Here is a 13,889-nt window from a genome sequence, read left to right as displayed (position 1 = left end):
CTACCCGTTGTTTTGACGGCGCAATCGGCTTTCGATCTCCTGCCGAGCGCTGTGTGTAGCCTTGAGCGCGACGGTCACGCTGCCATCCTCATTGTCGTCGCGCGAGACGATGTCGCCGTTGCGGTAAAGCCAGTCGACGACGCCGAGTTGGTCGGGCTTAAGTGTGACGGTGAACGTCTCCAGTTCGCCCGACATCATCGTCTCGATGATCGTCTTCAGCGCATCGATGCCCTCGCCGGTTACCGCCGATATGGCGATCGGCGGTGCCTTCTTGCCGTCAGCACCATCGGCAAGCAGCCGCGCCCGGTTGCCCTCGTCGAGCCGGTCGATCTTGTTCCATACTTCGATGACGCGCTTGCTATCGCGGGCATCGACGCCGAGATCGGCAAGGATGCGCTCGACATCTTCGGCCTGCGCGGCCGTATCGGGATCGGAGATGTCGCGCAGATGAATGACGAGGTCTGCCTCGACCACTTCCTCCAGCGTCGCCCTGAAGGCCGCGACCAGATGCGTTGGCAGGTCGGAAATGAAGCCGACCGTATCGGAAAGGATGATCGGCGTGCCGTGCGGCAGGCGCACGCGGCGCAGCGTCGGGTCGAGCGTGGCAAACAGCATGTCTTCGGCCAGCACCCCTGCTCCGGTCATCCGGTTGAACAGAGTCGACTTGCCGGCATTGGTGTAGCCGACGATCGCCACCACCGGAAATGGCACCTTCTTGCGCTTGGCGCGGTGCAGGTCGCGGGTGCGGCGCACAGTTTCGAGCTCGTGCTTCAGCTTGGTGATCTTGTCCTGCAGCACACGCCGATCCGACTCGATCTGGGTCTCGCCAGGGCCGCCGAGAAAGCCGGCGCCGCCACGCTGGCGCTCGAGGTGGGTCCAGCTCCGCACAAGGCGGCCTTTCTGGTAGTTGAGATGGGCAAGATCGACCTGCAGCGTGCCTTCCTTGGTGCGGGCGCGCTCGCCGAAAATCTCCAGGATCAGCCCGGTGCGGTCGAGCACCTTGGCGTTCAACTCTTTTTCGAGGTTGCGCTGCTGTACCGGGGTCAGCGGATGATCGACAATGACCACTTCCGCGTGGCCCTCTTTGACGATCTCAGCGAACTCCGCCACCTTGCCGCTGCCGAGCAAGGTCGCCGGGCGTGGATCGTTGACGGTCACCACCGCCGTGTGGACCAGGTCGAGGTCGATTGCGCTGGCGAGGCCGACGGCCTCGTCGCGACGAGCCTCGGCGGAACGGCTCAGGCGGGGGCGGTTGGTGTCGTCGTCGCCACGAGGCTGCCGGGTAAGCACCGGCACGATAACCACCGCCCGGGTCGGGCCGTTGGCCTCTGTCCCGGTCTGATGTGCTGGTTTTCCGCGAACGCTGCGGTCCGCGTCTTTCTCACGTGCCAATCAGGCGCCCTGGCTTTCCTCACCATCGAACATCTGAACCGGCTGGCTCGGCATGATCGTGGAAATAGCGTGCTTGTAGACAAGCTGGGAATGGCCGTCGCGACGCAGCAGAACGCAGAAATTGTCGAACGAAGTGACCACGCCGGTCAGCTTCACGCCGTTGATGAGAAAGATGGTGAGTGGATTTTTGCTCTTGCGAACTGAATTCAGGAACAGGTCCTGAAGATTTTGCGATCGTTCCGCCATTGTTCTTGTCTTTCGCCGATCCCCTTCGGTTTGCAGGCCAATGCGCCAAATTAGCCGGCACATGTCAAGCACGCAAACACCATCTTGCCGTCAGTAACGACAAGCAGAACGAGATATATTGATGTTCATTCCATCTGTGCGGTTATCAGGCTGGACTTTTTTCCGCAACGTCAAAAAAGGCCTGCCGTAATGAAACTGTTATCGAGCCCGGGTGGCCGTTGGCGACGGGAGCGCCATCGATCGCCACCACCGGCATGGCAATCGTGGTCGCGGAGCTGATGAAAACCTCGCGCGCGGCCTTGGCTTCGGCCACCGAAAAACCGCGCTCCTCGATCTTCAGGCCGAGCTTGGCGGCCACGTCGAACAGCGTCGTACGGGTGATGCCGCGCAGGATGCCGTGCTCGGCCGGCCGCGTCACCAGCACGCCATCCCCGGTGATGATCCAGGCGTTCGACGATCCACCTTCCTTGACGGTGCCGTCGACATCGACGAACCAGGCCTCCTGAGCGCCGGCTTCCTTGGCTTTCTGCTTGGCCAGCACGTTCGGCAGCAGGCCGACCGACTTGATATCGACCCGATCCCACCGGTTCTCCGGCACCGTGATAACCCGGATCCCGCTCTCGGCCCGCTTCGCGGCAGCTGCAGGATCGGCTTTTTTGGCAGTCACCACCAGCGACGGCTTCGTGTCCGCCGGCGGGAAGAAAAACTCGCGGCTGGCGACGCCGCGTGTCACCTGGACATAGACCAGGCCGTCGACGACATGGTTGCGGCGCACCACCTCGCGCATGACGAGCGGCAGCACGCCGCGCGTGATCGGCCAATCGATCGAGAGTTCGGCAAGTGAGCGGTTCAATCGGGCGAGATGGCGCGGCATGTCGACGATGAAGCCTCGTGCCACCTCGCAGACCTCGTAGACGCCGTCGGCGAATTGATAGCCACGGTCCTCGATATGCACGGAAGCTTCGGCGTGAGCGACGTAGCGCCCGTTCACATACGCAATGCGCGGCATGGCTAATCCCTGAAAGAAGTCCAGCTTTCTTATGCGATTCCAAGACCGCCGTAACCGATAATTGGGTGGGCCACGACTGGTTTGGCTGTCAGACGCCCAGCGACTTCAGCTTGCGGTGCAATGCAGAGCGTTCCATGCCGATAAACTCTGCCGTCTTCGAGATATTGCCGCCAAAACGGTTGATCTGGGCGATCAGATAGTCCTTCTCGAATTGTTCGCGCGCTTCCCGCAGCGGCAGCGCCATTATGTGCTGATCGGATTTGTTTGGAGTGCGCGGCATGACGTCGCCGATCTCGGCAGGCAGGAGATCGGCGGTGATCGGCGCATCGACATCGTCGCCGCGCGCCAGGATCATCAGCCGCTCGACATTGTTGCGCAACTGGCGAACGTTGCCCGGCCAGTTATGCGCCTGCAGCACCGCCAGCGCGTCGTCGCCGATGCGGCGCGGCTTTATGCCGGCCTGGCGAGCGATCTGCTTCATGAAATTGTCGACCAGATAAGGAATGTCCTCGCGACGCTCGGCCAGTCCCGGCACCATGACCGGAACCACGGCCAGGCGATGATAAAGGTCCTCACGGAAACGGCCGTCGGCGATCATGGCTTCCAGGTTCTGCGAGGTCGACGAGACGATGCGCACGTCGACCTTGACCCGCTTGGTGCCCCCTACCCGCTCGAACTGCTGTTCGACCAACACGCGCAGGATCTTGTTTTGCGTCTCGCGCGGCATGTCGGCCACTTCATCGATGTAGAGAATGCCGCGATGGGCTTCCTCCAGCGCGCCGACCTTGCGTTCGACGCCGTTCGATTCGGTGCCGAACAGCTCGATCTCCATACGCTCTGGGGTGATGTTGGCGGCGCTCAGCGTCACAAACGGTGCACTCTTGCGCGCCGACAGTGCGTGGATGGCGCGCGCCGCCAGTTCCTTGCCCGAGCCGGAGGGGCCGATAATCATGACGCGGCTGTTGGTCGGCGCGACGCGCTCGATGGTCTGGCGCAATTGGCTCATTGCCGATGACATGCCGATGAGGTCGAAAGTCTCGCCGCTGCGCAGCTTGAGATCCGAAACCTCGCGTCTCAATTTGGAGGTTTCGAGCGCCCGTTCGGCAATGAGGATCAGCCTGTCGGCCTTGAATGGCTTTTCGATGAAATCATAGGCGCCGCGGCGAATGGCCGAGACTGCCGTTTCGATATTGCCATGGCCCGAGATCATCACCACCGGCAGGTTCGGGTGCATCGTCTTGATCTCGTCCAGCAAGGCCAGGCCATCGAGCCGCGAGCCCTGCAGCCAGATGTCGAGGAAGACCAGCCTGGGTGCCCGGTCGGCGACCGCCGCCAGCGCGCTGTCGGCATCAAACGCCGTGCGTGTTTCGTGACCTTCGTCGCTCAGGATACCGGCGACGAGTTCGCGGATGTCTTCCTCGTCATCGACGATGAGAATATCAGACGCCATTTCCGACCTTTTCAGTTTCTTTTTCGTGTTCCGTCTTGCCCTCGCCGCGTATCGGAACGGTGGCGGCAACCGGCAGGATGATGCTGATCATTGCACCCCGCCCATCGTGGAAGTCCGCTGGTGCATCGTGCAATTCGAGTCGCCCGCCATGGTCCTCCACGATCTTCTTGACGATAGCGAGGCCAAGCCCGGTGCCTTTCTCGCGTGTCGTCATGTAAGGCTCGAGCAAGCGCTGCCGGTTTTCGCGCGGCAAGCCCCTGCCGTTGTCGATGACGTCGATTCGAATCGCGCCATTCTGACGCCCGGCTTGAATCCGGATTATGCCGTGCGGACGATCCTCTGCATCAAGTCCGTCGATGGCTTCGGCAGCATTCTTGATGACGTTGCCGAACGCCTGCGCCATCAGCCGGCTGTCGAACGTGCCTTTGAGTGGCTCATTGCCGAAGACGCGCTCGAAGGTGATGTCGGCGCGGCTCACTTCGACCAGGAACGAGGCCTCGCGCAACGAATCGCGCAGGTCGATGGCCTTCATTTCCGGTTTCGGCATGCGGGCGAACGCCGAGAACTCGTCGACCATGCGGCCGATGTCCTCCACTTGCCGGATGATGGTGTCGGTGCATTGATCGAAAACCTCACGGTCCTCGGTGATGACCTTGCCATAACGGCGCTTGATGCGCTCGGCCGAAAGCTGGATCGGCGTCAACGGGTTCTTGATCTCGTGGGCGATGCGCCGCGCCACGTCGGCCCATGCAGAGGAACGCTGTGCCTGGACCAGATCGGTAATGTCGTCGACTGTCACGACGTAGGATTTATCCTCCGAACCGTCGTCGCCGGCTTCAATCGTGATCTGCACGTTGAAGGTCCGTTCGGTGCCGGCACGATAGAAGGTGACCTGTTCGCGATAGACCGGCTTGCCCGATTTGCGGCCGATCTCGAAGACGCGGCCGACATGCGGCAGCACGGCGGAAAGGTTCTGCCCAAGCGCTGCCGTGGCGGATATGGCCAGCATCGTTTCGGCCGAACGGTTGACGATGGTGACGATGCCATATGGATCGACCCCGATGACCCCGGCGGTGACGCCGGCAAGCACCGCCTCCGAAAAGCGCCGCCGCTCGTCGATCAAATCCTTGGCCGACAGGATCTCGTTGCGCTGCGATTTCAGCTCCATCAGCATCTTGTTGAAGGTGTCGCCGAGCGAGGCGACGTCACCGTCGGAGGGGCGGACAGGCACGGCTACGTCGAGATTGCCGGTAGCGACCTCATCGGCCGCGCCGATGAGCTGACGAATCGGCCGCACCAGGCGGTCGGCCACCGCAATGCCGGTCCAGATGGCGGACAGGATGATGATCAGCGTCAGCGACAGATAGGGAAGCGCGAAAGCCACTTGCGAGGTGCGGCGATTGTCTTCGAGACCGCGATATTCGGCGGTGTTGGATTTGACGATCTGCCGCGCCTTGATCACCTCGGGATCGACGAGGCGGATGGTGTAGAGATAGAGGCCGTCGATCTCGCGCAGCTTGACGATGGCACCCATGATGTTGCGGGTGCGCGGTTCTATCAGCACCGGCTTGCCGTCGGCAGCGCTTGCCACGGCGCCCTCAGGCGGCTCCGGCATGGCAAAGTCCGCGTCGGTCTTGGCGCTCATGACGAAGGAACCATCGGGCTTGATGAGTGCTGCGTGCGCCAGCGAGCGTCCCACCGCCTCCTTGTTCATGAGGTCGAGAAAACCGGTACGATCGAGGCCGTAGAGCGTGCGGGAAGCGTCGAGGTCGTAGGCCATCGACAACGTCGTGCCCTGAAGATTTCGCGCGTTTTCCTGAACATAGGCGTCGGCGATCGACAACGACGAATTGACGATCGTCTTGGTGCGGATCTCGAACCAGCGGTCGAGGCCGATGTCGAGCGTGATCGACGCGATGATCGCCACCATGATCGCGGGGATGGCGGCGACTAGCGCAAACATCGCCACTATGCGCACATGCAGGCGCGACGCAGCCTTGCCATGCCGTCGTGCCATCAGGATGCGATGCACCTCGCGGCCGACCAGCAAGATCAGAAACAGGACGAACGCCGCATTAAGCGCAATCAGCGCCAGCGTCGTCCTCGCGTCGGGCGTGATCGGCGTCGCGCCGACCAGAATGGCGAAGGAGATCGCCGCCGTCACCAGCGCACCGGCAACGGCGATCACGCCCGGCAGCGCAAGCAGCCGGCGACCGTCTCGCGCGCCCGTATTGCTGAAAAGCGATTTGCTCAGTGTCGGTGCGTGCAGGGCCATGTCGCCGTCTAGAGCCATTGATTGCGTCGGATGTATGCAACGCATTGTGGCGATTATGCAACAAGTGTGGCCGAGACGGAAATCTTTCGGCAATCGATCCCCTGGAAAGCGCTCGTAAAGGGATTCGTCTAGACCTGCCTGGACGATTTGTAGACGTTGACGCCGAGTTCGCGAATCTTTTTGCGCAGCGTGTTGCGGTTGAGCCCCAGCAATTCCGCAGCCTTGATCTGGTTACCGCGCGTTGCGGTCATCGAGGCGAGGACCAGCGGGTATTCGACCTCGGAGAGGATTCGCTGATAGAGCCCGGCCGGGGGCAAGTCGCCGGCAAACGAGGCAAAATAGCGTTGCAGGAAATGCTCCACCGCCTGGCCGATGGAAAGGTCATCGGGAATGAGGTTGCCGCCACCTGGAACGACCGGCCTTTCGCCGGTCTTCAACTCCGCCTCGATGATCTCGGCGGAAATCTCGTCCTGCGAATACAGTGCGGCCAGCCTGCGGATGAGGTTTTCGAGTTCGCGCACATTACCGGGCCATGGGTAGCGCTTCATCAGCTCGATGCCGCCGGTGGAAATGCGCTTGGTCTGCAAGCCTTCACTGGCGCCGAGCTTGAAGAAGTGGCGGACGAGGTCCGGAATGTCCTCCGACCGCTCGCGCAGCGCCGGCAGCCTGAGCGGCACAACGTTCAAGCGGTAGAACAGGTCCTCGCGGAAAAGCCCCTGATTGATCAGTGTGCGCAGGTCCTTGTTGGTGGCAGCGACGATGCGCACGTCGGTCTTGATCGGCGTGCGGCCGCCGACCGTGGTGTATTCGCCCTGCTGCAACACACGCAGCAGCCGCGTCTGCGCTTCCATCGGCATGTCGCCGATCTCGTCGAGGAAGAGCGTGCCGCCTTCGGCCTGCTCGAAACGGCCGGTGGAGCGGTTCTGCGCGCCGGTAAAGGCGCCCTTCTCGTGCCCGAACAACTCCGATTCGATCAGGTCGCGCGGGATCGCCGCCATGTTGATGGCGACGAAGGGACCGCCTCGGCGGCGGCCGTATTCATGCAGCGCGCGCGCCACCAGCTCTTTGCCGGTACCCGACTCTCCGCTGATCATGACCGTCAGGTCGGTCTGCATCATGCGCGCCAGCATGCGGTAGATGTCCTGCATGGCCGCCGAGCGGCCGACCAGCGGCATCGTTTCAGGCGGCTCGTCGGCACGCGTATCGATCTTGGGCCGCCGCGGTTCGGAAAGCGCGCGGTTGACGATGTTGAGCAACTCCGTCAGGTCGAACGGTTTCGGCAGATATTCATAGGCTCCGGTTTCGGAGGCCCGGATCGCGGTCATGAACGTGTTCTGCGCACTCATGACGATGACCGGCAGTTCCGGTCGCGCCTTCTTGATGCGCGGCAGCATGTCGAAGGCGTTCTCGTCAGGCATGACAACGTCGGTGATAACCAGATCGCCCTCGCCCGCCGCAACCCAGCGCCACAGCGTCGAAGCGTTGGAGGTGACACGCACGTCGTGGCCGACGCGCGAAAGCGCCTGGTTGAGGACTGTGCGGATGGCCGCATCGTCGTCGGCGACGAGAATATTGCCGCGAACGGTCATTTGCGGTCTCCTTCACCGTCGTCGTCGGTGCCAAACTGGGTTTCTTTCCACGCCGGCATCAGGATGCGGAAAGTGGTGCCGCGCGGGGTCGATTCGCATTCAATGATGCCGCCATGCTCGCCGACGATCTTTGCGACCAGCGCCAGACCGAGACCGGAGCCGTTCGGCTTAGTGGTGATGAAGGGATCGAACAGGATCGGCAGGATATCCTCGGAAACACCCGAACCGTTGTCACGCACGCAGAATTCCAATGGCAGCGACACGCGGTCCTGCGTTCCGGGCACGGAAACACGGATGCCTGGGCGGAAGGCGGTCGACAGCATGATCTCGCCCTGCGGATCACTGCCGATCGCCTCGGCGGCATTTTTTACCAGATTGAGAAACACCTGGATGAGCTGGTCGCGATTGGCAAAAACCGGAGGCAACGATGGATCATAATCCTCCAATATCTTGATCCGCTTGGCAAAACCGTTCTTGGCGATTGCCTTGACATGGTCGAGCACGACATGGATGTTGACAGGGTAGCGGTCGATCGGCCGCTCGTCCGAAAACACCTCCATGCGGTCGACCAGCGAGACAATGCGGTCGGTCTCGTCGGTGATCAGCCTGGTCAGTGCGCGATCCTCGTCGGACGCCGACAGTTCAAGCAGCTGCGCGGCACCACGAATGCCCGACAGCGGGTTCTTGATCTCATGGGCAAGCATCGCGGCAAGGCCGGTGACCGAGCGCGCCGCACCGCGATGCGTCATCTGCCGGTCGATCTTGTCGGCCATTGAGCGTTCCTGGAACATTACCACGACGGAGCCTGGAAATTCCGTCACAGGCGCGACGTAGAGATCGACCACCTTCTCGATGCCGAGCCGCGGCGACGACACGTCCACCCGGTATTCGTTGACTGGCGCCCGGCGCTCGCGCACCTGGTCGACAAGCGTCAGCAGCGGACTGCCGAAAGGAATGAGCTTGTGCAGCGTATTGCGCGCGAGCATCGTGGCGCTCGAACGGAAAAAATCCTCGGCATCGGCATTGGCGAAGGTGATGAAGCCTTGCGGATCGACCATGATCACCGGCCGGCGAATGGTGTTGAGCACAATATGCGCGGCGTCCGCCATATCCGTGCTCTGTGTGACGGTGGCGTTCATGCCGCACTCCGCAGGTTCGCCGCTTCGGGAGCGCTTGAAAATGCGTCGCGCAGCAAGGAAATGACGCGCCCAGGCTCGAAAGACGTGAGTATGGCCTTGCGCCGGTCGTCGCTTGTGGCGGCGTGGCGGTCGAGATACCAGCCGAGATGCTTGCGCGCCTGGCGCAATCCGCTTTCCACGCCATAGAGCGTCAGCATGTCTTCGTAATGGGCAATGACGTAGTCGGACAGCGTTTGCGGGCTTTCCGGCATGCCGGATACTGGCTCGGCCAGCGCGGCCGCTACAATGCTGCCGGCGGTCCACGGCGCGCCATAGTGCGCACGGCCGATCATCACCGCGTCGGCGCCGGACTGGTCAAGGATCGACGCAGCCTCTGCCAGCGAGCCGACATCGCCATTGGCAACCACAGGGATCGAGACGGCCTGCTTGACGCGTGCAATGGCACGCCAGTCGGCCGTGCCCTGATAGAACTGGCAACGCGTGCGGCCGTGCACCGTCACCATCATCACCCCGGCCTGCTCAGCGCGTCGCGCCAGCATCGGCGCGTTGAGCGCGCCTTCGTCCCAGCCGAGCCGCATCTTGACCGTGACCGGCACGTCGACCGCGCCGAGTACCGCTTCGATCAGCGACAGCGCGTGGTCGAGGTCTCGCATCAGTGCCGAACCGGCATAGCCGCCCGTCACCTTCTTGGCCGGACAGCCCATATTGATGTCGATGATGTCGGCGCCTTCGCCGGCTGCGATTCGCGCGCCCTCGGCCATGTGCACCGCCTCACGGCCGGCAAGCTGGACCATGTGGACAGGCAGCCCGGAATGACGGATGCGCAGGCCCGAGCCAGCCCTGCCCTTTGCAAGCTCCCCGCTCGCCACCATTTCCGAAACAACCAGCCCGGCGCCATGCGCATGGGCGCGCTGCCGGAACGGTTCGTCGGTGATGCCCGACATCGGCGCGAGAAACACGCGGTTGTGGATTCTCACGCCACCCACATCCAGCGGCGAAGCCAATTTGGTCACATCAGGCATGCACAAAAACCAAGCACCTTCGGTTGCTGCACATTCTCTAGCCAGAACGACGGCAATGTGCAACGCGCAATGTCGTGATATTAAGGCGCATTTGGGAAAAATACGGATCGCCGCACCGCATCAATCCTGGGTCTTCCAAAAGCGATACCACTTTTCGGGATCATGCGCTAAGCGTCTCGGCATGAGAGATGTGAGCGAAAAGCAAGCTGCGGACGACAAGGTCGCGGTGGTCATCGTTGCCGCCGGCCGCGGCGCGCGCGCCGGACAGGCCAAGGGGCCGAAGCAGTACCAGCAAATTGGCGGCGGCGCCGTTATCGCACGCACGCTCGGCGCCTTTCTGATGCATCCGAAGATTGGACCTGTCGTCGTTGCTATCCATGCCGACGACGGCGCGCTTTTTCGCCGTGCGGCGGGTGCGAACGCCGACCGTGTCGTCGCGGTGACCGGCGGTACGTCACGGCAGGAGTCCGTCCGGCTTGGACTGCTGGCGTTAAGAAGCCATGCGCCGGGCCGGGTGCTGATCCATGATGCGGCTCGGCCGTTTGTCGACGCGGAACTGATAGACCGCACGATCGCCGCCATTGGCGAGCGCCAGGGAGCACTGCCTGCCTTGCCCGTTGCCGATACGCTCAAGCGCGAAACGGCCGAAGGCATGATCGGCGAAACCGTGTCCAGGGCCGGGCTTCATGCCGCACAGACACCGCAAGGCTTTCCGTTCTGGCCGATCCTGGCTGCGCACGAAAAGGCTCATCATCTGGGCAAAGCGGATTTCACGGACGATGCGGCAATCGCCGAATGGGCGCATATTCCGGTGAAGATCGTTCCCGGCTCGCCGGACAATGTCAAACTGACCTGGGCAAGGGATATTGCGATGGCGGATCAGCGGCTTTCCGGGGGGGCACGTTTTCCGGACATCCGAACCGGCAATGGCTATGACGTCCATGCCTTCGAGCCCGGCGACCATGTCACCCTGTGCGGTGTAGCTATTCCGCACGGCAAGAAATTGTCCGGCCATTCGGATGCCGATGTCGGTCTCCACGCCTTGACCGACGCCCTGCTGGCCACCTGCGGCGCCGGTGACATCGGCACGCATTTCCCGCCCTCCGACCCGCAGTGGAAAGGGGCCGCTTCACGCATCTTCGTCGAACACGCGGTGAAGCTGGTGCGCGAGGGCGGCGGGCGCATTGCCAACGCCGACATCACCCTGATCTGCGAGGCGCCGCGCGTCGGCCCACATCGCGAGGCCATGACCGAAGCGCTTTCGGCAATGCTGCGAATTTCGCGCGATCGCATCTCGATCAAGGCGACAACCAATGAGAAGCTCGGCTTCGTCGGCCGTGAGGAAGGCATAGCGGCCATCGCGACTGCCAGCGTTGTGTTTCCAGGGGATGTCCCTGAATGAGCAATAGCGGTCTCGCAGATGTCCTGCTTAAGGCCTGCCAGCAGCGCGGCATGATGCTGGCGACGGCGGAGAGCTGCACCGGCGGCATGATCATCGCCGCGCTGACCGACATCGCCGGCTCTTCCGCGGTGGTCGATCGCGGCTTCATCACCTATTCCAACCGGGCCAAGACCGAGATGCTCGGCGTCTCGGCCGCTACGCTCGAGGCGCACGGCGCGGTCTCGCGCGAGACTGCGGTGGAGATGGCGGCCGGAGCCTTGACGCATTCGCCGGCCGGGCTCGCCCTGGCGGTGACCGGCATCGCCGGTCCGGACGGCGGCTCTGCGGAAAAACCTGTCGGCCTGGTCTGGTTCGGCGTTGCCGTGGCTGGCCGGCCGGTAGTCAGCGAATGCCAGCTGTTCGCCGACAAGGGCCGTGATTTCATCCGCCGGGAGACGGTCCGACATGCGCTTGAACTGGGTCTACGCGCGCTCGCCGCGGATCAGGCTGCCGATGGCGCGCCGTAGATGATTTCGGCACGTTTCTCGAACGCCTCGGAGAACATGCGGAAGGCGCGGTCGAACACGGTTCCCATGAGCGCACCCAGAATGCGGCTCTTGAACTCATAGTCGATAAAGAAACAGACGTTGCAACCGCCGCCGTCCGCCGGGTCGAAGCGCCAGACATTGCTGAGATATTTGAACGGGCCGTCGATATATTTGACGTCGATGGCGTTCTCGTCAGGCTTCAGCAGCACCTGCGTGGTGAAAGTCTCGCGGATCGCCTTGTAGCCGATGCTCATGTCCGCGATGAGCAGGGTGCGTCCGTTGCGTTCCTTGCGCGAACGAACCGTAAGTGCCTCGCAAAGCGGCAGGAATTGCGGATAGGATTCGATATCGGCAACCAGAGCGAACATCTGTTCCGGCGTATGCGCAACGCGGCGATGGGCTTCGAATTGTGGCATGAAACCAGTGGGTTAGGCGGACTTCCTGAGAAACGCTTCGCGCGCCGCGCGCAACCTGGCAAAGTCGTCCCCGGCGTGGTGCGACGAGCGCGTCAGCGGGCTCGACGCCACCAGCAGGAAGCCCTTGGTCCTGCCGATCGTCTCAAAGGACTTGAATTCCTCCGGCGTGACGAAGCGGATCACCGGATGGTGCTTCTTCGACGGCTGCAGATATTGGCCGATGGTCATGAAGTCGACATTGGCCGAACGCAAATCGTCCATCAGCTGCAGGATTTCGTTCCGCTCCTCGCCAAGGCCGACCATGATGCCGGACTTGGTGAAGATCGAGGGGTCGAGTTCCTTGACCCGCTGCAAGAGCCTGATGGAGTGGAAATAGCGCGCGCCCGGCCGAACCGTCAGATAGTTAGACGGCACGGTCTCGAGATTATGGTTGAAAACATCCGGCTTGGCCGCCACGACGATCTCCAGCGCACCGTCCTTGCGCAGGAAATCGGGCGTCAGGATTTCGATCGTCGTCGACGGGGTTGCTGCCCTGATCGCACGGATGACATCGGCAAAATGCTGGGCCCCGCCATCGGCGAGATCGTCGCGATCGACGGAGGTGATGACGACATGGCTCAAGCCCATTTGCTTGACCGCATGCGCGACACGCGCCGGCTCGTCGGGATCGAGTGCGGTCGGGATGCCGGTGGCGACATTGCAAAAGGCGCAGGCCCGCGTGCAGATGTCGCCCATGATCATGAAGGTGGCGTGCTTCTTCTCCCAGCACTCGCCGATATTGGGGCAGCCCGCCTCTTCGCAAACCGTCACCAGTTTGTGAGACTTCACGATTTCGCGCGTCTCGGCATAGCCTTTCGACATCGGCGCCTTGACGCGGATCCAGTCAGGCTTGCGCAGTACGTCCTGATCCGGCTTGTGCGCCTTTTCGGGATGCCGCAGGCGCGGCGCATTGGCAATCGTGTCGAGGACGGTGACCATGTGAAACCCGGCTCATTGGCAAGCGCTTGTCCAGCGCTCGCTCTACCCACGTCATCTAGGACTTTTCGGCGAAAAGAAAAAGGCCGCGATCACGCATGCCGCGGTGGCCTTTTTCGCATAGCAAGTGCCGACAGAGGTTAGCGGCGTACCAGTCGTCCGACCGCAATCAGAATGCAGGCACCGATGAAGCCGGTGATCAGATAGGCGATCCAGCCGACGCCGAAGATGCCGATGTTCAGGGCCTGCAAGATGGCATTCAACACGATTGCGCCGACAATGCCGAGAACGATGTTCATGAGGATGCCGGTATTGCTCTTCATGACCATCTCGGCGAGCCATCCCGCCAGGCCGCCGATGATGATGGCTGCAACCCAGCCCACGCCGTTCATTTCCATATGCCCTCTCCTTGTATGATGGATGATGCCTGCGAAACGAATTGCTCTG

General features: G+C 62.3%; 13 protein-coding genes. 2 read left to right on the top strand and 11 right to left on the bottom strand.

Going from position 1 to position 13,889, the window contains the following annotated elements; genetic code table 11:
* The 8 genes from hflX to dusB form a co-directional block, all read right to left on the bottom strand.
* On the bottom strand, positions 1–1,392 hold the full coding sequence (hflX, locus tag NKI47_RS24380; protein ID WP_023675070.1) for a GTPase HflX: 1,392 nt from the start codon (positions 1,390–1,392) through the stop codon (positions 1–3).
* The gene (hfq, locus tag NKI47_RS24375) at positions 1,393–1,638 is read right to left on the bottom strand and encodes an RNA chaperone Hfq (RefSeq protein ID WP_006202172.1); all 246 of its coding nucleotides are present in this window, start codon (positions 1,636–1,638) and stop codon (positions 1,393–1,395) included.
* Between the two features lie 145 nt (positions 1,639–1,783).
* Positions 1,784–2,647: a D-amino-acid transaminase gene (locus NKI47_RS24370; protein WP_023675071.1), complete on the bottom strand. Its 864-nt coding sequence runs from the start codon at positions 2,645–2,647 to the stop codon at positions 1,784–1,786.
* Between the two features lie 88 nt (positions 2,648–2,735).
* A complete protein-coding gene (ntrX, locus tag NKI47_RS24365; RefSeq protein WP_023675072.1) occupies positions 2,736–4,097 on the bottom strand; it encodes a nitrogen assimilation response regulator NtrX in 1,362 nt (453 codons plus the stop codon).
* A complete protein-coding gene (locus NKI47_RS24360; RefSeq protein ID WP_502898073.1) occupies positions 4,087–6,417 on the bottom strand; it encodes a sensor histidine kinase NtrY-like in 2,331 nt (776 codons plus the stop codon). Before NKI47_RS24360 ends, ntrX begins: the two co-directional genes overlap by 11 nt.
* A gap of 83 nt (positions 6,418–6,500) precedes the next feature.
* On the bottom strand, positions 6,501–7,961 hold the full coding sequence (ntrC, locus tag NKI47_RS24355) for a nitrogen regulation protein NR(I) (protein WP_023675074.1): 1,461 nt from the start codon (positions 7,959–7,961) through the stop codon (positions 6,501–6,503).
* Positions 7,958–9,100: a two-component system sensor histidine kinase NtrB gene (locus NKI47_RS24350; protein WP_023675075.1), complete on the bottom strand. Its 1,143-nt coding sequence runs from the start codon at positions 9,098–9,100 to the stop codon at positions 7,958–7,960. The genes ntrC and NKI47_RS24350 overlap by 4 nt, the downstream gene beginning before the upstream one ends.
* Positions 9,097–10,122, bottom strand: a complete 1,026-nt coding sequence (gene dusB / locus NKI47_RS24345) for a tRNA dihydrouridine synthase DusB (RefSeq protein ID WP_352593873.1) — start codon at positions 10,120–10,122, stop codon at positions 9,097–9,099. The genes NKI47_RS24350 and dusB overlap by 4 nt, the downstream gene beginning before the upstream one ends.
* A gap of 181 nt (positions 10,123–10,303) precedes the next feature.
* Between dusB and NKI47_RS24340 the strand changes: the two genes are divergently transcribed.
* Both NKI47_RS24340 and NKI47_RS24335 read left to right on the top strand, forming a co-directional pair.
* Complete coding sequence (locus NKI47_RS24340) at positions 10,304–11,524, top strand: bifunctional 2-C-methyl-D-erythritol 4-phosphate cytidylyltransferase/2-C-methyl-D-erythritol 2,4-cyclodiphosphate synthase (RefSeq protein ID WP_352593872.1); 1,221 nt, start codon at positions 10,304–10,306, stop codon at positions 11,522–11,524.
* Complete coding sequence (locus tag NKI47_RS24335; protein ID WP_352593871.1) at positions 11,521–12,030, top strand: CinA family protein; 510 nt, start codon at positions 11,521–11,523, stop codon at positions 12,028–12,030. Before NKI47_RS24340 ends, NKI47_RS24335 begins: the two co-directional genes overlap by 4 nt.
* On the opposite strand, the gene NKI47_RS24330 is transcribed toward NKI47_RS24335, so the two are convergent.
* The 3 genes from NKI47_RS24330 to NKI47_RS24320 form a co-directional block, all read right to left on the bottom strand.
* Positions 12,006–12,467 (bottom strand): type II toxin-antitoxin system RatA family toxin, encoded by a 462-nt coding sequence (locus tag NKI47_RS24330; RefSeq protein ID WP_352593870.1) that lies wholly within the window; start codon positions 12,465–12,467, stop codon positions 12,006–12,008. The two genes, NKI47_RS24335 and NKI47_RS24330, sit on opposite strands and share 25 nt — an antisense overlap.
* A gap of 12 nt (positions 12,468–12,479) precedes the next feature.
* Positions 12,480–13,445: a lipoyl synthase gene (gene lipA / locus NKI47_RS24325; RefSeq protein WP_023675080.1), complete on the bottom strand. Its 966-nt coding sequence runs from the start codon at positions 13,443–13,445 to the stop codon at positions 12,480–12,482.
* A gap of 137 nt (positions 13,446–13,582) precedes the next feature.
* Positions 13,583–13,840: a GlsB/YeaQ/YmgE family stress response membrane protein gene (locus NKI47_RS24320; RefSeq protein ID WP_023675081.1), complete on the bottom strand. Its 258-nt coding sequence runs from the start codon at positions 13,838–13,840 to the stop codon at positions 13,583–13,585.
* Positions 13,841–13,889 lie beyond the last annotated feature (49 nt).

It is taken from the genome of Mesorhizobium sp. M0633, from assembly GCF_040320645.1.
Taxonomy (GTDB): domain Bacteria; phylum Pseudomonadota; class Alphaproteobacteria; order Rhizobiales; family Rhizobiaceae; genus Mesorhizobium.
The sequence above is the reverse complement of the archived record's forward strand: the minus strand, read 5'-3'. Positions and strand labels throughout refer to the sequence as shown.

Excerpts from the sequence above, each read along its gene's own strand:
- NKI47_RS24330 (WP_352593870.1), bottom strand. The coding sequence starts at position 12,467 with ATGCCACAATTCGAAGCCCATCGCCGCGTTGCGCATACGCCGGAACAG.
- NKI47_RS24320 (WP_023675081.1), bottom strand. The coding sequence starts at position 13,840 with ATGGAAATGAACGGCGTGGGCTGGGTTGCAGCCATCATCATCGGCGGC.
- ntrX (WP_023675072.1), bottom strand. The coding sequence starts at position 4,097 with ATGGCGTCTGATATTCTCATCGTCGATGACGAGGAAGACATCCGCGAA.
- NKI47_RS24335 (WP_352593871.1), top strand. The coding sequence starts at position 11,521 with ATGAGCAATAGCGGTCTCGCAGATGTCCTGCTTAAGGCCTGCCAGCAG.
- hfq (WP_006202172.1), bottom strand. The coding sequence starts at position 1,638 with ATGGCGGAACGATCGCAAAATCTTCAGGACCTGTTCCTGAATTCAGTT.
- NKI47_RS24340 (WP_352593872.1), top strand. The coding sequence starts at position 10,304 with ATGAGAGATGTGAGCGAAAAGCAAGCTGCGGACGACAAGGTCGCGGTG.
- NKI47_RS24370 (WP_023675071.1), bottom strand. The coding sequence starts at position 2,647 with ATGCCGCGCATTGCGTATGTGAACGGGCGCTACGTCGCTCACGCCGAA.
- NKI47_RS24350 (WP_023675075.1), bottom strand. The coding sequence starts at position 9,100 with ATGAACGCCACCGTCACACAGAGCACGGATATGGCGGACGCCGCGCAT.
- dusB (WP_352593873.1), bottom strand. The coding sequence starts at position 10,122 with ATGCCTGATGTGACCAAATTGGCTTCGCCGCTGGATGTGGGTGGCGTG.
- NKI47_RS24360 (WP_502898073.1), bottom strand. The coding sequence starts at position 6,417 with ATGCGTTGCATACATCCGACGCAATCAATGGCTCTAGACGGCGACATG.
- lipA (WP_023675080.1), bottom strand. The coding sequence starts at position 13,445 with ATGGTCACCGTCCTCGACACGATTGCCAATGCGCCGCGCCTGCGGCAT.
- ntrC (WP_023675074.1), bottom strand. The coding sequence starts at position 7,961 with ATGACCGTTCGCGGCAATATTCTCGTCGCCGACGACGATGCGGCCATC.